Source organism: Haloferax volcanii DS2 (assembly GCF_000025685.1).
GTDB lineage: Archaea > Halobacteriota > Halobacteria > Halobacteriales > Haloferacaceae > Haloferax > Haloferax volcanii.
Map to the genome: position 1 here is coordinate 1206476 of NC_013967.1, position 20991 is coordinate 1227466.

Sequence of the window (20991 nt, forward strand, 5' to 3'; positions counted from 1 at the left end):
ACGCTCTCGCTTCCCCGCTACTGCAAGTACGACGGGCTGTCCGTGTCGCAGTTCTCCTCGTGAGCCTCGGCGTCGGACCGCACGTCGAACAGCATCCCGCACTCTTCGCACCGGTACCACGTCGCACCGTCTTTCTCCGTCGTGGCGACCATGCGTACTGTTACCGCGCCGTCCCGGAAAACGGTTACTCCGGGCGAACCCTCAAGGGTCGAGCGACCGAACCGGGGGGTATGTCAGAAGATGGGGTGACGCTCGTCGTCCGCGCCGCGGAGAAACGCGACGCGGGCCGCGGCATCGCCCGCCTCCCCGAGGCCGCCCGCCGGGCACTCGGCGTGCTCAGCGGCGAGACGGTCGTCATCGAGGGCTCCAGAGAGACGGTCGCGAAGATGTGGCCCGCCCGCCCCGGCGCGGCGGCGGGCGAGATGCTCGTCGACGCCGACACGCGGGCCAACGCCGGCGTGAAAATCGGTGACAGCGTCCGCGTCAGGAAGATAGCCGTCGAAGACGCGCGGTCCGTGACGCTCGCCGGCCCCAGCGCCTTCGAGCGGACCAGCGTGGACCGCGAGACCATCGAGGAGGTCGTGAAGGCGGAGCTCCGGAACCGCCCGGTCCGCGAGGGCGACCGCGTCCGCGTCGAACGCCTCGGCGGGGCCGCCCTCGCCGTCAGCGAAACCGCCCCGGAGGGCGTGGTCCGCGTCACCGACGCGACGACCGTCTCCGTGACGGCGGCGAATTCGAAGGACGCGAGCGAGGCCGTCCGCGACGCCGTCAAGAGCATGACCGGTAGCGACGACGGCGGCGACGACGGGAGCCGCGGCCGAGCGACGGGCGTCACCTACGAGGACATCGGCGGCCTCGACGACGAACTCGACCTCGTCCGCGAGATGATAGAGCTCCCGCTGTCCGAACCCGAGGTGTTCGCCCACCTCGGCATCGAGCCGCCGAAGGGCGTGCTCCTCCACGGCCCGCCGGGCACGGGGAAGACCCTCATCGCCAAGGCCGTCGCCAACGAGGTCGACGCGAGTTTCACGACCATCTCCGGGCCCGAGGTGCTCTCGAAGTACAAAGGCGAGTCCGAGGAGAAGCTGCGAGAGGTGTTCCAGTCGGCCCGCGAGAACGCGCCGGCCATCATCTTCTTCGACGAAATCGACTCCATCGCGTCGAAGCGCGACGACGGCGGCGACCTCGAAAACCGCGTCGTCGGCCAACTGCTGTCGCTCATGGACGGACTGGACGCCCGCGGCGACGTGGTCGTCATCGGCGCGACGAACCGCGTCGACAGCCTCGACCCGGCGCTCCGCCGGGGCGGCCGCTTCGACCGCGAAATCGAAATCGGCGTCCCGAACGAGGCGGGCCGCCGCGAGATTCTCGACGTGCACACCCGGCGGATGCCACTCGCCGAGGGCGTGGACATCGACCGACTGGCCTCCCGAACCCACGGCTTCGTCGGTGCCGACCTCGAATCGCTGGCCAAGGAGGCCGCGATGACCGCGCTCCGGCGCGTCCGCCGCGAGGGCGGGGGCGGAAGCGGGGACGGTGGCGGGAAGGTCGCCGTCGCGGACATGACCGTCACGCGCGCCGACTTCGAGTCGGCGATGGCGACGGTCGAACCCTCGGCGATGCGCGAGTACGTCGCCGAACAGCCGACCGAGGGCTTCGAGGGCGTCGGCGGTCTCGACGACGTGAAGCGGACGCTCGAACGGGCGGTGACGTGGCCGCTGACCTACGCGCCGCTGTTCGAGGCGGCCTCGACCGACCCGCCGACCGGCCTGCTCTTACACGGGCCACCGGGGACCGGCAAGACGATGCTCGCCCGCGCCATCGCGGCCGAAAGCGGCGTCAACTTCATCCACGTCGCCGGCCCCGAACTGCTGGACCGCTACGTCGGCGAGTCCGAGAAGTCCGTCCGCGAGGTGTTCGACCGCGCCCGACAGGCCGCGCCGAGTATCGTCTTCTTCGACGAGATAGACGCCATCGCCACCGACCGCGACAGCGCCGGCTCCGACTCGGGCGTCTCCGAGCGCGTCGTCTCGCAACTCCTGACGGAGATGGACAACGCCGCCGACAACCCGAACCTCGTCGTCCTCGCGGCGACGAACCGCCGGGACGCGCTCGACCCCGCGCTCCTCCGACCCGGTCGGCTGGAGACCCACGTCGAGGTTCCCGCCCCGGACATCGAGGCACGCCGCGCCATCCTCGACGTGCACGTCCGCGACAAGCCGCTCGGCACCGACGTGGACCTCGGCGACGTGGCCACCCACATGGACGGCTACACCGGGGCCGACGTGGCCGCGGTCTGCCGCGAGGCCGCGCTCCGGGCGATTCAGGACGTGGCCGACGCCTACGATGGCACCGAGGCGAACGAGCACGCCGACGAGGTGCGCATCACCCGCGCGCACTTCGATGCGGCGCTGGAATCGGTCTCGCCGACGCGGGTCTGACGGGCGGCGACCCCCGAGGAACGCCCGTTCCCGCTCACCTGCGAGATTATCTCGTTTCGCCGCGTACTGTGTTCCATGTTCACTCGAAACAGAGTGTGTCGTGAACGCGGCGTGGCGGCGGAAGGTCCGCCGGGAGTGGGACGCGTTGACCGGCGGCCCGCTGTCCGCGACGTGGTGGGTGACGAAGGCCGGCCTCCGGGTCGCGTTCGCCGAGGCGATGTTCATGGTTCTCGTGTTGCTGAACAACGACGCGGACGCCCTCTCGGCCGTCGCCGACGGCGAGGCCTCGGTGTTCTCGCTGGTCGCGCTCGTCCTCGTGACGCCCGAGTACCTCGCCATCGCGGGCATCGTCTTCGCCGTCGCGCTCTTGCTTCCGTTCCTCCCGCGGCGCAACGAGGCGACCAACCGCTGGGAGTAGGCCGTAACGCGTCATCGAGACGGCCGGCGACGACCCCACTCCCGAAGTGCCGCCGCGACCGACCCAGCTCACGCCAGTCGCGCCCGATAGTAACTCGAATCGGGATTCGGGACGGTCACATCGCGCACGTCGAGGCCCGCCTCGGCCGCAACCGCCCGGAGTCGTGCGGGCGAGACGAGAACGAAGTCGAGCATCGGTCCGTGGAGGTCGCCGTATTCGACGCGGAACGTCCGTCGAGCGACGCCCTCTCGCGGGTCTGACCGGTAACCGAAGAAGCGCTCGGGGTCGGTGCGCGTCGGGTCGTAGGAGTCCACGACGACCTCGCCGGACGGCGAGGTGAGGTCGGCAAACGACGCGAGCAGGTCGGCGAGTCGATCCAGCGAGCCCGCGAGTCCGACCTGCGTCCCGTTGGCGAGGACCGTCTCGAACCCTCCTGCCGACGAACCCACTCGGCTCGCCTCGACCGGCGGGTCGAACATATCGCCGACGACCGCTGTCTCGACGCCGCGCTTGCGGGCCGCGCGAACCGCGTTCGGACTCACGTCGAAGGCGACGACCTCGCCGCGCGCTTGCACGGCGAGGGCGTGTTGGCCCGCGCCGCACCCCACGTCGAGGACGGGCGTTCGAAGCGAGTCGACGAACTCGCGCTTCGCGGCGGGCCACCGCTCGGACGGGACGAGATAGTTCTCGTAGACGTGCGCGTCGCCGGCAGTACCACGGGCGTCGTCGCCGGCGCGGTAGACGCACGGGGCGCGCAGACAGCCGCGAACCCGGTCCAACATCGCCAGTCCGAGGGCGTCGTCGGGCATGACGAGTCGTTCGTCACCCCCGTGTAAATCATATTTAATTTGTTGGTTGGTAGCAATTGACGGACTTAGCGTCAGTCCAACCGGTCCAAGTCGCCGTGTAGCTCGCGGTTCATCACGTCCGCGACGAACAGTCGGATGCGCTTGTGGAGTTCCGCTTCGGTGTCGTAGGTCTCGACGCGGAGGTCCCAGCGGGCGCGCGCCGCGCGAATCATCTCGCTCGTGACCGTCGCTTCGTGGACGAAGACGATTCTGTCGCCGTGGGTCTCTGAGAGCCGTTCGAGTATCGACCCCGCCTCCTCGCCGACGCCGAAGTTGTGGCCGAGAAACGGCAGCACGAACACGGTGGCGTTGCTCGCTGCGGCGAACGCGAGCGACTGCGTCGCGGCGTCCACCTCGTCAGTGCTGAGGTCCACGTCGACGGCGAGAAAAGCGTTGACCCCGGGGTCGGCGCGGAGCGTTCCTTGCACCCGCCGGAGGAGCGCGAGCGCGTCGTCCACCTCGTCCCGCGCGGCGAACAGCTTTCGAATCGGGCCCGGGAGGTCGTCGATGTCGATGGCGGCGAGTTCCTCCTCCGAGAGGACGTAGTTGAGGTTGAACGACTTGTACGGACCCATCACGTAGACGAGAAACCGGTCGTAGGTCGTTCGCCCGAGCGCCGCTCGTATCTCGTCGCGCGAGATGGCGTCCGTCATGGACACACGTACCGCGCGGTAGTATATAAAGTCGGGATTTTTCAGCGGAGTTCGACTCAAGAACTGTTAAACCGATACGCTCCGTCTAGCGAACCGAGATGGCGACGAACGACCCGGTCGATTCGGACGGCCTCCCCGAGGACCCCGCCGAGTTGCTGCCGCCGACGAGCGTCCTCACGCTGGACGAGTACCTCGACATGCAGGCCGCACTCGGCGACCGGACGCGCTTTACCCTGCTGTACCGCCTGGTCCACTTCGGCGAGCGAAGTCCGAAAGCGCTGGCCGAGGCGCTCGACGTGCAGGCGAACACGCTGCACTACCACCTCAACAAACTCGTCGACGCCGGGTTGGTCGAGAAGCGAAAGCGGTCGCAGGCCGACGATGAGGGGCTGTTTTCGTACTACCGCGCCACGTCGCTCGGCTCCGACATCCTCGAACACGGCGTCGAGGAGCTCATCCGGCGCGAGCGCGACTATCGGAACGCCTACGCGTCGGAGTAGCAGCGTCGCGGGCGACCGCCGCGTCTCAGCCCGCACCCGTCTACTGCCGAAGCCGCCGCCTATTTGGCACTCGCTCGCACAGGCTGAAGCGATGTCCAATCTCCTCCCCGAGGAAGCAGAGGAAAAGCTCGTCACCGTCTGCCGCACGGCCGTCGGCGACAGCCTCCGCTCGCTCACCTACTTCAACCGCTTCGACTACGTGCAGGTGTACCTCCGCGAGGACCTCGAACAGGAGGCCGACCTGAACTCCTTTATCGGCAACGAGTGGCACGACTTCAAGATGACCCAGGACGCCTACCGCGGCTCCGAACTCGGCGACTACGAGTACACGATTCGCGTGTTCGAAAACGGCTACCTCGTTCGCATCACCGTCGAGGACTTCGGCGTCTTCGTCACCACCGACGGCATCTCGATGCAGGACTTCGAGGCGCTGGCGGCCGCGACGACCGAGATTCTCGACGAGTGGGCCATCGAGGAGTAAGCGGGCGAACCGGAATCCACCCCGTCAGTCCCAGAACGACTGGGTTCGGGCGTACTCGCGCTCCCGTTCGAGGATGTCACGGTAGAAGTCGTCTTCGTCCTCGCGGAGCTTGTTGATGATGCGCGCGGCGTTGTGCGGGCCGACCCCACGGGCCGCGAGCGCGACGACCGCCCGCTTGCCGTGGGCCTGCACGAGACTCGCCGAGCGGTAGGCCCGCTTCGTCAGTCGCTCCTGTTCGTCGTCTTTCTCCGGCGCGCGGACCGCTTTCACCGTCTCCTCGTCCCACGGATTGAGCGCGGCGACGCGGGTCGCGCCGCACTCGGGGCACGCCACGGGGTCGCGGACGCGCTTTACCTTCGTCTTTCGAGTCCAGTCTTTGCAGTGGAGACACGCCAACAGCACGCGGTCGTTCTGAATCCGGTCGCGGACCGTCTCGATGACGCTCGCGTCGGCGTTCTCGGGGACGAGCAGGTCGGTTCCCGACCCGCGGCCGCCGGTGCCGATGGCGGTCGGTTCGCGGGCGACGGCGAGTTCCACGTCGCCGTCGCGGACGCGGCGGAGCAGTTCGACCGTCTCCGCGACGGCGAGGTCGGTGTGGAACACCTCGCGGATGGCCTCGTCGTAGACGGGCGTGTCCTCCAGCGCGGCGAGGAGGCGGTCGCCGCCGAAGCGACCCTTCCCCTGATAGCGCTTGAGCGCGCCGAACTTCGCGGCCACCTGTGCGAGCGTGAACTTCAGCGAGTCCGACCGCTTGAGCGCGAGTTCGAGCAGGGCCTCGACGTGGTCGGGGTCGGTCTCGCGGAGCACCTCGGCGAACGTCGTCGGGCGGACCTTCCCCGGCACGTCGAACTCGATGCGGTAGGGGTCGACCTCCATCCCGACCGAGGAACCGGTCCGCTGGCCGATGAGCGCCGACAGGAGCCGCCCGAGCGTCTCGTTCACCCGGTGGCCGTACGGCGAGTTCAGCGTCACCTTCCGGGGCGAGCCTTCGAGGACGAGCCTGTTCGCGGTCGGAATCGGCGCGTCGGCCTCGACCTGTTTCTCGATGGGGCCGAGCGCCGACCTGACCGTGGCCTCGTCGGTCGGGTAGCGCATGGCGATGTCGCGGGCGACGGCCTCGCGGTCGGCCCCGGATTCGAACTGCGGTGCGGCCACGTCGCGGAGTTCGCCCACCTCGCCGGCGACCGGTGCGGGCACCGGAATCTCCGAGCCGACCCACGACGGCACCTCGCCGCCGGGGTCCTCGATGGGCGAGACGTTCACCCGCGCCTCCTCGTCGTCCACGTCGTTGACGCGCCACATCTCGCCGCGCTGGATGAACGTCGCGCCCGGCGCGGCGAAGTTGAGGACGAACTTCTCGTTGAGCGTCCCGATCTGGCGGCGCGAGGAGATGTCGTGGACGTCGTAGGTCTCCTCGTCGGGAATCATCGAGAGGTTGGCGTAGAAGTACTGCCACGTGCCGCCGGACTTCTCGAGGAGGTCCTTGTCCTCGTCGAGCCAGAGGAGGTGGTTCCCCGAAAGCTCGCGGACGACGGCGCGGAAGTCGTCCTCGTCTAGGTCGCGGAAGGGGTACGCCCGCGTGATAATCTCGTAGGCGCGGCGGGCCGACACGTCGCCGTAGTCCATGACGACGCCGACGATTTGGTTGGCGACGGTGTCGAGGCTCCCGTGGTGGACGCGGGCGGGTTCGACCTCGCCGGAGACGGCCCGCCGGGCGATGGCGAGCGCTTCGAGCGTGTCGTCGGGGTGGTCGGTGACGACGGTCCCGCGGGAGACGACGCCCAAGCGGTGGCCCGCCCGGCCGACTCGCTGGAGGAGCCGCGACACCTCGCGCGGACTGTTGTACTGGACGACGTGGTCGACTCGTCCCACGTCGATACCGAGTTCCATCGACGACGTGCAGATGAGTGCGTCCAACTCGCCGGCCTTGAAGCGGTCTTCCACGTCGATGCGCACGTCTTTCGACAGCGAGCCGTGGTGGACCTCGATGGGGTCACCGAGCGACTTGAACCGCGAACCGAGCGCCTCCGCGGTCTGTCTGGTGTTGACGAAGACGAGCACCGACTCGTGGTCGCGGACGATGTCTCGAATCGTCCGGACGTGACTCGCTATCTCGGGGTCGGTGGCGAGTTTCCCCGCCAGCGCCTCGTCCTCGTTCGTCACCTCGGGACGGACCACCTCGAACTCGACGCGGTTGTCCACGTCGACCTCGATGACCTCGAACGGGCGGTCGCCGGTCAGGAACTTCCCAACCTCGTCGGGCGACCCGACCGTCGCCGAGAGGCCGATTCGCTGGAACGCCCCGGCCAACTCGCGGAGGCGCTCCAAACCGATTGTCAACTGCGCGCCGCGCTTGGCCGACGCGAGTTCGTGGACCTCGTCGACGACGACGTGATGCACGTCGGAGAGGGCTTTCCTGAGCTTCTTCCCCGTGAGCATCGCCTGCAACGTCTCGGGCGTCGTCACCAGCACGTCCGGCGGGTCGTTCGCCTGCTTCTGGCGCTGGTACTGCGTGGTGTCGCCGTGGCGAACGTCGATGTCGATGTCGAGCTGTTCGCCCCACCAGTCGAGTCGCTCGCGCATGTCGCGGTTCAGCGCCCGAAGCGGGGTGATGTAGAGCGCCGAAATCCCGAATCGGTCCTCGGCGTCGGCGATGGCCGAAAACACCGGCAGCATCGCCGTCTCGGTCTTGCCGGTGCCCGTGGGCGCGATGATGAGACCGTTGTTTCCGTCCGCAAGCGGGGGAATCGCCCGGCGCTGCGGCTCGGTGGGCGTCGTGAAGCCGCGCTCCGAGAGCGCGTTCCGAACGGGCGACGAGAGCGTCGCGAAGGCGTCCATTCCGGCGGCGGCCTCGCCGTCTGGCATCGCCCGAGGTTACGGTTCGAGGCGATTAAGCGCACCGCTCGGGGCGGTCCCCACCGGGAGATTCATGTCGTCCGTGAATCAATTTCGGGCGTGTCCCCGAAACGAGCCTACTGGCTCGCGTTCGTCGTCTTCGGACTCTCGGCCGCCGTCGGCGTCGCGCTCGACCTCGCAACGGGAGCCGCCGATATCGGCACCGCGGCGGCGGCCGCCGGCGCGGTCACCGTCATCTATGGGGCGGTCGTCGCCCTCCGCGACCCCGACCGCGCCCGATTTCCGTCTGATTGGGGGCCGCTGGAGCATGGAGTCGCCGCCGCCGGGCTCTACACGGTCGGCATCGCCTTCCAACTGTACGCGGTGGTGACGTGACGCCCGAACGGTCCTTTTGGCTGTCGCAGGCGGGCTTTACCGCCGGAAACCTGCTTATGGTCCTCGGTAACCAACGGGGCGACCTCGGGGCGTGGCAACTGGTCTTCGCCGCGGTGCTCGTGCTCTCGACGCTCTGGTTCGTCGGCTACGCCGTTCGAGAGCGGGTGAAGGGTATGCCGGAGTTCTTCCGCGAGTGGACCGGCTGGCAGCGACTCGCCCGCGTGGCGAGCGTCACCGTGTTCGTGCTCGGTACGCTCACGTTCGTCTTCGGGTAGGCGGGGCGTGGGTTCTGCCGACCGCGACCACCGCGACGACCCGAGTCAGACGTTCCGGTAGTCGCCCAACCGCGTGCCGTCGAGCAGGTAGGCCTCGCCGTCCGCGAGGCCGTCGGGCAGGAACGGCGAGAGAAAGCCCTGCCCGGGGACGTTGACCCACGTCCCGCCCGAGGTGTCGTTGAACGCCGGGAACACCACGAGTTCGGCGTCGGCTCGCGCGACTTCGGCGGGGACGACCTCGTGGTGTTCCGCGAACACTTCGGGAGCGAGAGCGCCGCGGAGCCAGACGCGCTCTTTCCGCGCGCCGCCGACCTCGTCTTCCAGCCTGACCGCCGGGTGTTCGTGGGCCGAACAGACCACGTCGGCGGCGAGCACTTCCCGCGAGGGCCACGTGTGGCCGTGACAGAATCCCACGTCGCCGAGGCGGACGCCCCCGGGGTCGGTCACCTCCACGTCGTCACCGAAGAAGTCCGCGAGGCCGCCGTCGTGGTTGCCGGGGACGACCGTCAGTTCGGTGCGGTCGGCCACGGCGGCCGCGAGGTCGCGGAGTTCCTCGGCCTCGTCGCCGTCCGGGTCGCCGATGCGGTGGCCGAGGTCACCGAGGACGACCAGTCGGTCGGCGTCGGTCCGGTCGAGAAGCGACAGCAGGCGCTCGCGGCGGACCGCGGCCTTCGACGGGAGTTCCACCCCGCGTTCGTACCGCAGGCCGGCCTCGATACCTGCGTGGTAGTCAGCGACGACGAGCGACCGTTCGGGGAATCCGCGCCTGCTCGTCCGCGCTACCGCGGCGGGATGACCGGGAATCGGTTCGACGAGCGGTTCCGGCACGGCCTCAGATGGCCTTCAGCACGCCGTCCTGCGGCTCGTAACACCGGCCGCCGAGGAGCGCCTCCTGGATGGCGTCTTCGACCGCGCCGGGGTCCGCGCCGTGCTCGTCGACGACGGCCGCGACGACCTCGTCGCGGGTCGCGCCGTCGCCGTCGTCGAGGTCGTCCATGGCGTCCACGACGACCGATTCGAGGTCGATGTCCTCGGCGGACTCGTCGGCGTCGGGGTCAGCGTCGGCCTCGTCTTCGTCCCCGTCCGACGCCGCGTCGGGCGTCGGCTCGGGTTCGGAGTCGACCGCTGGTTCGGGTTCCGCGGCGGCGGTCGCGGGTTCCGGGTCCGACTCGGCGGCCGCGGCGGATTCGTCTTCGAGTTGCTCTGTGAGGTCGTCCGCGTCGGGCACGTCGATGTCCGCCTCGCCGGCGGGGTCGACGTCCGCGCCGGAGGTGAACTCCGTGCCGAACTCGGATTCGATTTCGGCCCGCTCGTCCTCGTCGAGTTCGTACATCCCGTCGGGGTCGACCGAGTCGTCGGCGTCGGCGGACGCTGAGTCGGTCGAATCGGTCGAATCGCCAGCCTCGGGGTCGGGGTCGTCGAAGCCGTCGTCGAAGTCGCCGAGGGTTCCGCTTCCCGAGTCGTCGAGCGAACCGGCGTCGGTCGCGCCCGCGTCTGGGGCGTCGTCTTCGAAGTCACCGAGCGCGCCGTCGTCGAAGTCGGGCTCAGACTCGGTGTCGAGCGAGTCGGTCACCGGTTCGGGTTCGGGCTCGGACGTGAGGTCGGGTTCCGCGGCGGGTTCGGATTCGGGTTCTGCCGCGGGTTCCGGCTCCGGTTCGGAATCGACCGTCGTGGACGGCTCAGACGCCGGTTCCGACTCGGACGCCCCCGGCTGGCTCTCGGCCGCTGCCGTCGTCTCGGCGGCGACCGGCTCGGGGTCGGATGCAGACTCCGGCTCGGAATCGGGTTCTGCGATAGGCTCGGATTCGGACTCCGGTTCGACGGCCTCGGATTCGGCACCGTCGTCGAATTCCGGCTCCGAATCGAGCGTTGCGGCCGGTTCGGAACCGGACTCGTTCTCGAACTCGCCCGCGTCGGCTTCTACCTCGCCCGCGTCCGCCTCGCCGACCTCGATATCGACGCTCGCGGCCGGTTCGAGGTCGAGTTCGGGGAGCGGGCCGAGGACCGCGTCCCCGCCGTCGCCGGGGGCGACGTCGAGGGGGTCGACCTGGTCGCGGTCGCCCGCGACGAGTTCGAGCGCCTGCACGGCGACTTCGCGCAGGGCCTCGAGGTAGGTCCGGGTCGTCCCGTAGTGGTCGATGGCGCGGGGGACGCCCGCCGCGAGCGTCGAATCGACGCCGCGGGCTTCGAGCGCGCGGGTCAGGTCGTCGCCGCGGTACGGCATCGACAGCGCCTCGTCGAACACCGCGATGCGGCGGAGCGTCGCCTCGGCGGCCGAGACGATCCAGCGGTCGCGCACGTCGGCGTCGACGGTGTTGACGCTCTCCGGGCGGACCGAGGAGTAGACCACGTCGGCATCGTCAGGTTCGTAGGTGCGGGCCTTGCCCGCGAGCGAGACGAACGCCGGGGGCGTCGCCGCGTCGAGGTAGGCCATCGGCTCCGGTTGGTACTGCCCGGCGTAGGTGACGAACGCGCCCGTCGGGTCCGCGATGCGCCCGCGGAGCACCTCGTCGTTGACGTGTTCGACCTCGGTGAGCACGCCCGCGACGAACGTCCGGTTGAGCCGCGCGCCGGTGGGCGTGACCACGTAGTTGGGCGCGCGCTCCTCGTCGCTCTCGGAGTACGACAGCGACGCGTCGTCGAACTCGGCGGCGAAGACGCGGTAGGCGATTTCCCGCGTGCCGACGACCGGCGAGGCGCTCATGCGCGCACCTCCGTGAGGAGGGCGGCCGCGCGTTCGGCCGGGTCGTCGTCGGTCTCCTCGAACTCGTCGGTTTCGAGGTTCGCACCGTACTCGTCCACCGAGAGGTTCCCGCGGACGCGGTACTCGCGGCCGACGAGCGTGTCGGCGATGTCGTCGGCGACGACCTCCTTGTCCATCGCCTCGCGGGCGGCCTCCATCGCGTCGGCCATCGTCCCGCCGTAGATTTCCTCTGTGAGGTCGCGGTCGAGGATGGCGGTCACCGTGCCGGTGCCGTCGTCGAGAATCGCCTTCACGCGCATGTCGTCCTCGCCGTCGACCTCGCCGTGCTGGCGGCACTGGCCGTTCTGGACGACGCGGCTACACTTGGGACAGCGCTCGATGAGCCCGGAGCCGTCGCGCACTTCGAGGACGTTCCCGAGCAGTTCCACGTCGAACATCCCGCCGGCGTCGACGGCCTCACCGATTTTCAGACGCGGCGCGGAGTCCGTCACGGAAACGGGGTCGTCGAGCACGTCGAGCGTCGTGAACTCCGAGAGGTTCACCTGCGGCACGCCGCGGAACTCGCGGACGTACACGTCCGAGAGACGCAGGCTCGCGCCCTCCTCCACGTCTGGGCGGGGAGCCCAGTCGGTGAAGGGAAGCCGGCCGGTTTCGTCGGCGACGACGCCCGAGAGGATTGTCGTCTCGCCGTTGCGGCCGTCGATGGTGCGCGAATCGACTTCGAGGACGCGGACCTCGACGGTTCGGCCGCGGTCGCCGGCTTGCAGGTCGATGAGGTCGGCCTCGCCGCCGATGCGGTCGTCGTAGGGCGTCTCGACCGTCTCGGACTCCACGCCGACCGTCGAGGACGCGCCGATGTTCAGTTCGGGCTTGCCGTCCCACTCGCGGACGCCGGCGTTACCGATGACGACGGAGTCGCCCGGTTCGAAGCCGAAGTCCTGCCACGCGGTGTAGGAGATGACGCCGGACTCGTCGGCGAGTTCTCCCTCGCGGATGGTCTGTTCGTCGCCCTGATAGACGATAGAGCGCGTGCCCACGGTGAGCACGCGGACCGTCACGGAGACGTTGCCGCCATCGGGGTCGATGTCGACGATGCGCTTCGTCGCGGGCGCGCCGTCGCTCCCGCCGGAACTGCCGCCGCCGTGTTTCCGTCGGACGCTCTGTTTCGCCTCGTCGAGCGGGACGCTGTACTGCAGCAGGTTCTGCAGGTCGGATTTGACCTCCTCTTTGTCGACACCGAGGGCGGAGGCGAGCTCCTCGGCATGCTGGTCGAGTTCCATCGAGTCGGGATTCGCCCCCGTCGGATAAAAAGTGTTGCCGGGCGGCCGGCCGCGGGCGAATCACTAAGTGCTCGCGTGCCAGTTGGACCCGTATGTCGAACGACGAGGGGCCGGACGCCGGCGACGCCGACGAGGAGGTCTCGTTTTCCGTGACCATCGAGGACGGCTGGACGACCATCGTGATGGAAGGCGACAAGGACTCCGCGGTCGTCGTCCAGTCGGCGTCCGGCGAGCGAATCTACCTCCCGCCGGAGGGGTTCGACGCCGAGGCCGCAAGCGACAGCGCCTACCAGTCGTCGGACAGCCCCTACCAGTCGGCGTACGACTCGCCGTACCAGTCGGTGCAGACCGACGACTCGCCGTACCAGTCCGCCCGCGGGACGATGCCGCGAGAGGGGATGGTGCCCACCCGCGGCGGCTACCGGATTCGCCACCCCGAGCCGGTGACCGACGTGCGCCTCCTCCGCTGAACGCGGGGCGACCGGCCGGACGAATTGCCAAGTGCCGACTCCGCGACTCCGATTTTGCGTCAGTTCGCGTCCGACTCGGCGGCGTCCGCGTCGCTGGCTTCGACTTCGTTTTCCGCCCCGGCAGAGACGTCGGTGTCCCCGTCGAGGATGCTGTGGTAGTACTCCACCGTCTCGTCGACGACGCGGTCCCACGTGTACGGTTCGTACTCCGGTTCTCCCTCCAGCGAGAGGCCGTACTCGATACCGTCGGCGATAGAGCGCGAGTCGGGTTCGACCTCGATGACGCAGTCCTCGGGGAGGACCTCGGCTGCGCCGCTTTCCGTGGCGACGACGCGGGTGCCCGTCGAGAGCGCCTCGACGATGGTGATGCCGAACGGTTCGGACAGCGACGGCGAGACGAACAGGTCCGCCGAGGCGTAGTAGTCACCGAGCGCCTCCTCGGGGACGTAGCCGGCCCACTCGATGCGGTCTTCGACGCCGAGCAGCTCTGCGAACCGCTTGAGCTGGGCGGTGAGGTGGCCCGACCCGCCCATGACGAGCGTCACGTCGTCGCGGGCGAGTTTCTCCATCGCGTAGACGAGATGCGAGATGCCCTTCTGGTCGGTGTGGCGGCCGACGAAAAACAGCATCTTCCCGTCGATGCCGAGTTCTTCCTTGAGGTCGCGACCCGTCGTCTCGCACTCCGAAAAGCCGTTGTAGATGACGTGGCAGTCGCCGCCGTACTCGCGTTTGACCTTGTCGGCGAGGAGTTCGCTCACCGCGAGCAGGTGGTCACAGCGCTCGGCGATTCGGCGCTCGGTCTCGACTTCCCGCTGCGGCGGGTCGATGTTGCGGTCGGACGAAAGCGAGTGGAACGTGGTCACCCACTCCACGTCCTCGTTGTTCGACTTCGCGCGCGACCCCGGCCCGTAGCCGAACCAGTCGTGGGTGTGGACGATGTCGGCCTCGGCGGCGCGCTCCGCGAACGTCGACCCCAGCCGTCCGATTCGGGTGATGATGTCCCCTTCGCCCGTCGGGACCCCGACGATTCCCTCGCGGTCCGGCGCGTACTCGGCGGGAAGCACGAGTTCGATGTCCACGCCATCCCGGTCTTCGAGTCGCTCGAACATCTCGCCGACGTGCGTGTCGAGCCCGCCGCTGACGTTCGGCGGAAACCCCCACCCCAGCATCAGGACCTTGGCAGTCATAGATGACACAATGTACCACAGAGGCCTATTTAATTCCTGTCCGGCAACACCGTGAGAGCGCCTCACCGAAAGGCGTTTTCGCCGCGGCGACGACCCGCGAGTATGCACGTCCACGTCAACGCCGCCGCGAGCCTCGACGGCAAGCTCTCGTCTCGACGCCGCGAACAGGTGACGATAAGCGGCGACGACGACTTCGCCCGCGTGGACGAGATTCGCGCGACCGCCGACGCCGTCGCCGTCGGCGTCGGAACCGTCCTCGCAGACGACCCGCATCTCACGCTCGACGACCCCGGCCTCGTCGCCGCCCGCGAGGACCGCGGCGACTCGCCGCATCCCGCCCGCGTCGTTGCTGACTCGCGCGCCCGAACCCCGACCGACGCCCGGATTCTGGACGACGCGGCGACGACCTACCTCCTCGTCTCCGAGGCCGCGCCCGGAGGCCGGCGCGAGGCGCTCGAAGCCGCCGGGGCGGAACTCGTCGTCGCAGGCGCGGAGCGGGTGTCGCTCCCCGACGCCTTCGACGCGCTCGAAGCGCGCGGCGTCGACCGACTCATGGTCGAGGGCGGCGGCGAACTCATCTTCTCGCTGTTCGAGGCCGGCCTCGTCGACGAACTCACGCTCTACGTCGGCTCGCTGGTCATCGGCGGTCGCGACGCGCCGACGCTCGCCGACGGCGATGGGTTCGTTTCCGACTTCCCCCGGCTGTCGCTCCGCGACGTGGAGCGGGTCGACGACGGGGTGCTTCTGACCTACGACTGCTGAGTCTGCGCCTGCGCCTGCGCCTCCGCCTCGTCTGCGAATCCGACCGTTTTCGCCGCGAATGCGGCGTTTCGCGGTCGTGCGTCGCCGCGCAAACAGGCGCAATGGGTAAGAGTGTCGCGCCGATACGTGGGGATATGAGCACTCCGAAGACAACCGACGCGCCTATCCATATCGAGAGTTCGGACCAACTCGACGAACTCGTCGCCGACAGCGCGGTCGTTCTCGTGGACTACCACGCCGACTGGTGCGGCCCGTGTAAGATGCTCGAACCCACCGTGAAGGAAATCGCCGAGGAGACCGACGCCGTCGTCGCCAAGGTCGACATCGACGAACTCCAAGAGCTGGCCCGCGAGCAGGGGATTCGCAGCGTCCCGACCCTCCAGTTCTACGCCGGCGGCGAGCAGGTCAAAGAGGTCATCGGCGTCCAGAGCAAAGAGGACCTCGTCGACATCATCGAAGCCGCCGCGTAAGCGGGCGCCAGCTCCGTTCGGCCCGATTCTCCGTTTATCTCTCACGGCGAGCGACGGCGCGGCGCGCGCTCGGAGCGTCGTCGCTCGTGGGGTCGGCTCGGTCGAAAGGCGATGGTAGAAGGCCGCTCAGAAGGGCGCGTCGGACACGTCGGGTTCGAACCCCGCGCCCGGCTCGTCGTCGTAGAAGCCGCCGGTCGAGGCGTGGACCGCGTCTATCTCCTCGAACTCGGCGACCATGCGCGCCTTCAGTGCCTGGATCGTCATCGGCGAGATGCCGCATCCGGAACACGCGCCGGTGAGTGAAATCCACACCTCGCCGGTCTCCTCGTCGATTGCCTCGATACCCGCGTCGCCGCCGTGCATCTCGATTTGGGGGAAGTTCCGCCGCATGAACAGGTCGAGCCGTTCTTCGAGGGACTTCTCCGACGTCTGCGAACTCATACCGAGAGGTGGGGTGCGGGCGAGCATAACGATTGCTCCGAACGGGTCGCGGCGAATTTCGCGAGACGCTGTCGGGGGAGTCGGTCGGCGAGGGCTTTTTACCACGGAGAGAGTATCGGAACCTATGATTTCACTCGACGAGGCAGTCACGGCCCGCCTGGAATCTCACGGCGCGCGGTTCGAGGTGCTCATCGACCCCGACGCGGCGCTCTCGATAAAGCGCGGTGAGTTCGACGGCGACCTCGAAGAGGTCATCGCCGCCGAAGACGTGTTCGAGGACGCCTCCCGCGGCGACCGCCCCGCCGAGAACGACCTCGAGAAGGTGTTCGGAACGACCGACCCGCTCCAGATAATCCCCGAGGTCGTCAAGAAAGGCGAGATTCAGATCACGGCCGAACAGCGCCGCGAGATGCAAGAACAGAAGCGCAAGTCGCTCATCAACCGCATCGCCCGCAACGCGGTCAACCCGCAGATGAACGACTCGCCGCACCCGCCGGAGCGAATCGAGCGCGCGCTCGAGGAGGCCGGGTTCAAAATCGACCCGATGGAGCCGGTCGAGTCACAGGTCGACGACGCGCTCGACGCGCTCCGACCCGTGTTGCCAATCAAGTTCGCCGAAGTCACCGTCGCCGTCCAACTCCCGGCCGAGTACGCCGGCAGCGGACAGGCACAGATTCGGAGCTACGGCGACCTCGAACGCGAGGAGTGGCAGAACGACGGCTCGTGGGTCGGCGTCATCACGTTCCCCGCGGGGATGCAAAACGACTTCTACGACAAGGTGAACAACATCACGAGCGGCACGGCCGAGACGCGCATCGTCAAGGACGAAGACGAACTCTGAGGCGCGTCGGCGAGTCTCGAACGCGAACTACCCCTTCTTGAAGCCGACGAGGAAACCGCCGGAGAAGCCGGCGGAGATAGACAGGGTCGAGAGCACCGTCGAAATCCAGTCCGGCGGCGCGCCGGTCGCGGCGTCCTGCGTGGCGCTCACGAGGCCGCCGGTGAGGCGCTCCCAGTCGACGGTGATGATGCCCCGCGATTCGAGGAACTTGAACACGGCGAGTTCGAGGCCGACGATGACGGCGATGAGCTTCGCGATTTTCTTGGCCGCGAAGCCGATGATACCGCCGATGACGGCCCCGCTCCCGAACTCGATGCCGAGCTGCTGCGGGTCGATGCTCAGTTGCAAGGGGTCCATACGGCGAACATCCCGCCCGTTGGTATAAGTGATTTGTGGGGAGACTGTCGCAGTCACCGAACTGTCAGGTCGCGTCCGGGCAACCTACAAGAGTCCCGGCGTCCAAACGCGGCCATGGAACGGGAGGTGACGGGACGCCATCTCGACGCGTGACCCCGGCCGAGCGGGGCTTAAGTGCCTCCGGCGGCTAGTACCGACTGACACAGTGCAGGCTACGTACCCCACACTCGAGGTGCGGCGATGAGTCGCGTCGTCGTCGCGAAGCGCGTCGACCGCGGCGACGCCGACCTCACGGAGATTTCCGACCTCGCCCGCGCGGCGGGCTACGAGGTGGTCGGCGAACTCACCCAGACCCGAGAGGAGGACGCCGCGTTCCACTTCGGCGAAGGGAAGGTCGGCGAGTTAGCGTCGCTCGTCGCGCGTGAGGACGCCGTCGCCGTCGTCTTCGACAACCGACTGGGCCCCTACCAGACGTACAACATCGCCCAGAAGCTCCCGGACGACGCGGAGGTCATCGACCGCTTCACGCTCATCCTCGAAATCTTCGGCCAGCGGGCCAACACCCGCAAGGCGCAGCTACAGGTCGAACTCGCGGAGCTACGCTACGAACTGCCCCGCGCCGAGGCGAAGGCGTCGCTGGCGAAGCGCGACGAGCGCCCCGGGTTCATGGGCCTCGGCGAGTACGACGAGAGCCGCGAGCAGGACATCAAGGCCCAGATTTCGCGCATCAAGAACGAACTGGACGCCATCGCGGACAAAGAGGAGACCCGGCGCGAACAGCGCCGCGAGTCCGGCTTCGACCTCGTGGCCCTCGCGGGCTACACGAACGCCGGGAAGTCGACGCTGATGCAACGGCTCGCCGCCGACCTCGAAGTCGGCCAGAACGACGAACTCCACCCGGACCTCGACCCGACCGCGGAGTCCCAAGACAAGCTGTTTACGACGCTCGGGACGACCACGCGCCGCGCCGAGACGGGCAAGCGAGACGTGCTTCTCACCGACACGGTCGGGTTCGTCTCGGACCTCCCCCACTGGCTGGTGGAGTCGTTCAAGTCCACGCTCGATTCGGTCTACCGGGCCGACCTCGTGTTGCTCGTCGTGGACGCCTCCGAACCCGTCGAGGAGATGCGCGAAAAGCTCGTCACGAGCCACGACACGCTCTACGAGCGCAACGAAGCGCCCATCGTGACCGTGTTCAACAAGGTGGACAAGGTCGAGGCCGAGGAACTCGAGGAAAAGCGCGCGGCGCTGTCGGCGCTCGCGCCCAATCCGGTCGCCGTCTCGGGGCTGACCGGCGAGAACGTCGAGGAACTGGCCGACCGCGTCGAGGGCGAACTGCCCGCGTGGAAGCGCGAGCGACTGCTGTTGCCGATGGCCGACGACACGATGAGCCTCGTCTCGTGGCTCTACGACCACGCCCACGTCGAGGCCGAGGAGTACGAGGGCGAACAGGTCCACGTCGAGTTCGAGGCGCGCCCCGCAATCGTCGAGAAGGCGCGGGCGAAGGCCGCCGACCTCTCCGCGCCGACCGACTCGGCCTGAGTCGAACCGTCGGAGCCGCCCGCCTCGGCGCGGACGGCGGAAGTCGGACCGCCGACCCGACTCAGTCGAGCGTCTCTTTTTCCTTCGTGACGACTTCGACGTCCGAGATGCGCGTCCCCGGATACTGGCCGTCGTCGTTTTTCTCCGCGGCTTTCACCATGTCCCAGACGACGTTGAGGCCGGTCGTCACGCCCTCTAACGCCTCCATCTCACAGCCCGTCTTGCCGGTCGTGCCGACCGTCACGGAGAGCGCGACCGACTCGTCGGCCACCTCGAACTCGGTGTCGACGTTCGTGACGGGTATCTGGTGGCACATCGGAATCGTCTCCCACGTGTGTTTGACGGCCTGAATCGCGCCGATTCGGGCCGTCGCCAACACGTCGCCCTTTCCGATTTCGTCGTCGCGGATGGCCCGAACCGTCGCGGCGCTGAGGTGGATGGTCCCGCGGGCGACCGCCCGGCGGCGGCTGTCCGGTTTCGCGCCCACGTCGACCATCTGGACGTTGCCCTCCTCGTCGAGGTGCGTCAGGTCGCGGTCGTCGCCGTCGGCCGACTCGTTCGAGTCCGACCCGGCGCGCTCGTCGCTCATTCGTCGTCACCTCGGAGGCCGACGGGCAGTCGTTCGAGTAGGTCGGTCGCGACGAGGCCGCCGCCGAACTCGTCGGCGGCGAGGTCGCCCGCGCGGCCGTTCGCGTAGGCCGCGACGGCGGCCGCGTCGAGCGGGGGCAGGACGGCCGCGAGCGCGCCGGTCGCGCCCGCGAGCACGTCTCCAGTGCCGCCGACGGTCATGCCGGGGTTCCCGGTCCGGTTGACGCGGACCGCGTCGCCGTCTGAAACCACGTCGTACGCGCCCTTCACGAGGAGCGTGTGGCCGAGGTCGGCGGCGAACTCGCGGACGAGGTCGCTCCGCGTCTCCCAGTCGGCGTCGGTCTCGCCGCCCATCTTCCGCAACTCGCCCTGATGGGGCGTGCAAATCAGGGTCGCCTCGGTCTCCACCTCGGGGACGACCTGCAGGGCGTCGGCGTCGACGACGGCGGTCCCGTCGTAGGCGGCGAGGAACTCGCGGACCGCGTCGAGCGACTCGTCGGCGTCGCCGAGGCCGGGGCCGAAGACGACGACGTCGCGGTCGGCGGCGAAATCGAGGAGGTCGGGGACGTGCTCGGGCGCGAGCCGGTCGCCCGAGAAGCCGCGGACGATGAGGTTCTCGGAGTAGCCCTGCACCTCGCGGGCGACGCCTTCGGGGCAGGCGACGCGGGCGAGGTCCGCGCCGGCTCTGAGGGCCGACTGCGCGGCGAGCGCGGGCGCGCCGGTGTACGGGCCGCCACCCACGACGAGCACGTCGCCGTGGTCGCCCTTGTGGCTCTGGGCGTCGCGGTCGAGCGCGAGGAGGTCGCCGGGGCCGGTGAACAACTCGGCGGCCTCGGGGATGCCGATGTCGGCGACGACGACCTCGCAGTCGAGGTCACCGAGACCGGGCTTGTCGTCGTGGAAGGTGACGACCCGGTCGGCGTCGACCGCGAGGCCCGCCGCGTCGCCTGTGTCGGCGTCGACGCCGGAGGGCACGTCCACCGCGAGGACGGTCGCGGACGACTCGTTGATGGCGCGCGCGGCCGTCGCCTCGGGTTCGCGGAGCGCGCCGGTGACGCCGGTGCCGAGCATCGCATCCACGACGAGGTCCGGGTCGCCGAGGTCGACGGCGACCGAGTCGGTGACGGTCCGGCGGTCGGCCTCGCCCGCGACGAGGGCGTCCCAGTTCTCGCGGGCGATGTCGGTCGAAATCGTCTCGGGGCGGCCGAGCAGGTGGACGGTCACGTCGTACGCCTTCAGGAACCGCGCGGCGACGAGCGCGTCGCCGCCGTTGTTGCTGCGGCCGGCGACGACTGCGACCGACGCGCCGGGGTCCGCGAGGTCGCGGCACGCCCGCGCGACGGCGTTCCCGCTCGACTCCATGAGCTGTTTCCGCGGCACGCCGAGCGCCTCGGCGTTCAGGTCGACCGCGGCCATGCGTCGACTCGTAATCATACGCCCCCGTTCGCCCGGCGGCGCGTTAACACATGTGGTCGCGGGTCGGATTCGCAACGTTTGACTCG

Annotated in this window: 23 protein-coding genes; 11 read left to right on the forward strand and 12 right to left on the reverse strand. The window is 68.8% G+C overall.

The window, feature by feature from the left end; genetic code table 11:
• Positions 1 to 17 precede the first annotated feature (17 nt).
• A complete protein-coding gene (locus HVO_RS21415; RefSeq protein WP_004043612.1) occupies positions 18 to 152 on the reverse strand; it encodes a DUF7128 family protein in 135 nt (44 codons plus the stop codon).
• A 78-nt stretch (positions 153 to 230) separates the two neighbouring features.
• Here HVO_RS21415 and HVO_RS11090 point away from each other — a divergent pair, with 78 nt between their 5' ends.
• On the forward strand, positions 231 to 2441 hold the full coding sequence (locus HVO_RS11090; protein WP_004043611.1) for a CDC48 family AAA ATPase: 2211 nt from the start codon (positions 231 to 233) through the stop codon (positions 2439 to 2441).
• A gap of 100 nt (positions 2442 to 2541) precedes the next feature.
• Positions 2542 to 2859 carry a hypothetical protein gene (locus tag HVO_RS11095; RefSeq protein WP_004043610.1) on the forward strand — a complete coding sequence of 106 codons (318 nt, stop codon included), beginning with the start codon at positions 2542 to 2544 and terminating at the stop codon, positions 2857 to 2859.
• Between the two features lie 68 nt (positions 2860 to 2927).
• Here the strand turns inward: HVO_RS11095 and HVO_RS11100 are convergent, their stop codons facing one another.
• Positions 2928 to 3668, reverse strand: a complete 741-nt coding sequence (locus HVO_RS11100; RefSeq protein ID WP_004043609.1) for a class I SAM-dependent methyltransferase — start codon at positions 3666 to 3668, stop codon at positions 2928 to 2930.
• Positions 3669 to 3739: 71 nt separating this feature from the next.
• Positions 3740 to 4360, reverse strand: coding sequence for a DUF7509 family protein (locus HVO_RS11105; RefSeq protein WP_004043608.1), 621 nt, complete (start codon positions 4358 to 4360; stop codon positions 3740 to 3742).
• Between the two features lie 98 nt (positions 4361 to 4458).
• Here HVO_RS11105 and HVO_RS11110 point away from each other — a divergent pair, with 98 nt between their 5' ends.
• The gene (locus tag HVO_RS11110; protein ID WP_004043607.1) at positions 4459 to 4860 is read left to right on the forward strand and encodes an ArsR/SmtB family transcription factor; all 402 of its coding nucleotides are present in this window, start codon (positions 4459 to 4461) and stop codon (positions 4858 to 4860) included.
• 91 nt (positions 4861 to 4951) lie between these two features.
• Positions 4952 to 5341: a DUF7522 family protein gene (locus HVO_RS11115; RefSeq protein WP_004043606.1), complete on the forward strand. Its 390-nt coding sequence runs from the start codon at positions 4952 to 4954 to the stop codon at positions 5339 to 5341.
• Between the two features lie 24 nt (positions 5342 to 5365).
• Here HVO_RS11115 and HVO_RS11120 read toward each other — a convergent pair whose 3' ends face one another.
• Entirely contained in the window at positions 5366 to 8206 is a 2841-nt protein-coding gene (locus HVO_RS11120) for a DEAD/DEAH box helicase (protein ID WP_004043605.1), read from the reverse strand.
• 90 nt (positions 8207 to 8296) lie between these two features.
• Here HVO_RS11120 and HVO_RS11125 point away from each other — a divergent pair, with 90 nt between their 5' ends.
• Positions 8297 to 8572 carry a hypothetical protein gene (locus tag HVO_RS11125; protein WP_004043604.1) on the forward strand — a complete coding sequence of 92 codons (276 nt, stop codon included), beginning with the start codon at positions 8297 to 8299 and terminating at the stop codon, positions 8570 to 8572.
• Positions 8569 to 8847 (forward strand): hypothetical protein, encoded by a 279-nt coding sequence (locus HVO_RS11130; protein WP_013035559.1) that lies wholly within the window; start codon positions 8569 to 8571, stop codon positions 8845 to 8847. The genes HVO_RS11125 and HVO_RS11130 overlap by 4 nt, the downstream gene beginning before the upstream one ends.
• A gap of 45 nt (positions 8848 to 8892) precedes the next feature.
• On the opposite strand, the gene HVO_RS11135 is transcribed toward HVO_RS11130, so the two are convergent.
• From HVO_RS11135 to HVO_RS11145, 3 genes are read right to left on the reverse strand one after another with little or no spacing between them, the layout of a single operon-like run.
• Positions 8893 to 9675 (reverse strand): metallophosphoesterase, encoded by a 783-nt coding sequence (locus tag HVO_RS11135; protein ID WP_004043602.1) that lies wholly within the window; start codon positions 9673 to 9675, stop codon positions 8893 to 8895.
• Between the two features lie 4 nt (positions 9676 to 9679).
• Positions 9680 to 11551: a hypothetical protein gene (locus HVO_RS11140; protein ID WP_004043601.1), complete on the reverse strand. Its 1872-nt coding sequence runs from the start codon at positions 11549 to 11551 to the stop codon at positions 9680 to 9682.
• Complete coding sequence (locus HVO_RS11145) at positions 11548 to 12831, reverse strand: Single-stranded DNA binding protein (RefSeq protein WP_004043600.1); 1284 nt, start codon at positions 12829 to 12831, stop codon at positions 11548 to 11550. Before HVO_RS11145 ends, HVO_RS11140 begins: the two co-directional genes overlap by 4 nt.
• Before the next feature lie 92 nt (positions 12832 to 12923).
• Between HVO_RS11145 and HVO_RS11150 the strand changes: the two genes are divergently transcribed.
• Positions 12924 to 13301, forward strand: coding sequence for a DUF7510 family protein (locus HVO_RS11150; protein WP_004043599.1), 378 nt, complete (start codon positions 12924 to 12926; stop codon positions 13299 to 13301).
• Between the two features lie 59 nt (positions 13302 to 13360).
• Here HVO_RS11150 and HVO_RS11155 read toward each other — a convergent pair whose 3' ends face one another.
• Entirely contained in the window at positions 13361 to 14470 is a 1110-nt protein-coding gene (locus tag HVO_RS11155) for a glycosyltransferase family 4 protein (RefSeq protein ID WP_004043598.1), read from the reverse strand.
• A gap of 120 nt (positions 14471 to 14590) precedes the next feature.
• Here HVO_RS11155 and HVO_RS11160 point away from each other — a divergent pair, with 120 nt between their 5' ends.
• Both HVO_RS11160 and trxA read left to right on the forward strand, forming a co-directional pair.
• Positions 14591 to 15250, forward strand: coding sequence for a 2,5-diamino-6-(ribosylamino)-4(3H)-pyrimidinone 5'-phosphate reductase (locus HVO_RS11160; protein ID WP_004043597.1), 660 nt, complete (start codon positions 14591 to 14593; stop codon positions 15248 to 15250).
• A gap of 134 nt (positions 15251 to 15384) precedes the next feature.
• Positions 15385 to 15720 (forward strand): thioredoxin, encoded by a 336-nt coding sequence (trxA, locus tag HVO_RS11165; RefSeq protein ID WP_004043596.1) that lies wholly within the window; start codon positions 15385 to 15387, stop codon positions 15718 to 15720.
• A gap of 126 nt (positions 15721 to 15846) precedes the next feature.
• Here the strand turns inward: trxA and HVO_RS11170 are convergent, their stop codons facing one another.
• Positions 15847 to 16161, reverse strand: coding sequence for a NifU family protein (locus tag HVO_RS11170; protein ID WP_004043595.1), 315 nt, complete (start codon positions 16159 to 16161; stop codon positions 15847 to 15849).
• A gap of 124 nt (positions 16162 to 16285) precedes the next feature.
• Between HVO_RS11170 and HVO_RS11175 the strand changes: the two genes are divergently transcribed.
• Positions 16286 to 17002, forward strand: coding sequence for a ribosome assembly factor SBDS (locus HVO_RS11175; RefSeq protein ID WP_004043594.1), 717 nt, complete (start codon positions 16286 to 16288; stop codon positions 17000 to 17002).
• A gap of 27 nt (positions 17003 to 17029) precedes the next feature.
• On the opposite strand, the gene HVO_RS11180 is transcribed toward HVO_RS11175, so the two are convergent.
• Positions 17030 to 17359 carry an FUN14 domain-containing protein gene (locus tag HVO_RS11180; protein WP_004043593.1) on the reverse strand — a complete coding sequence of 110 codons (330 nt, stop codon included), beginning with the start codon at positions 17357 to 17359 and terminating at the stop codon, positions 17030 to 17032.
• Positions 17360 to 17599: 240 nt separating this feature from the next.
• Here HVO_RS11180 and hflX point away from each other — a divergent pair, with 240 nt between their 5' ends.
• On the forward strand, positions 17600 to 18901 hold the full coding sequence (hflX, locus tag HVO_RS11185) for a GTPase HflX (RefSeq protein WP_004043592.1): 1302 nt from the start codon (positions 17600 to 17602) through the stop codon (positions 18899 to 18901).
• Between the two features lie 61 nt (positions 18902 to 18962).
• Here the strand turns inward: hflX and moaC are convergent, their stop codons facing one another.
• Together moaC and HVO_RS11195 are read right to left on the reverse strand one after the other, a co-directional pair.
• A complete protein-coding gene (moaC, locus tag HVO_RS11190; RefSeq protein WP_004043591.1) occupies positions 18963 to 19490 on the reverse strand; it encodes a cyclic pyranopterin monophosphate synthase MoaC in 528 nt (175 codons plus the stop codon).
• The gene (locus tag HVO_RS11195) at positions 19487 to 20923 is read right to left on the reverse strand and encodes a bifunctional ADP-dependent NAD(P)H-hydrate dehydratase/NAD(P)H-hydrate epimerase (RefSeq protein WP_013035441.1); all 1437 of its coding nucleotides are present in this window, start codon (positions 20921 to 20923) and stop codon (positions 19487 to 19489) included. The genes moaC and HVO_RS11195 overlap by 4 nt, the downstream gene beginning before the upstream one ends.
• Positions 20924 to 20991: the final 68 nt, after the last annotated feature.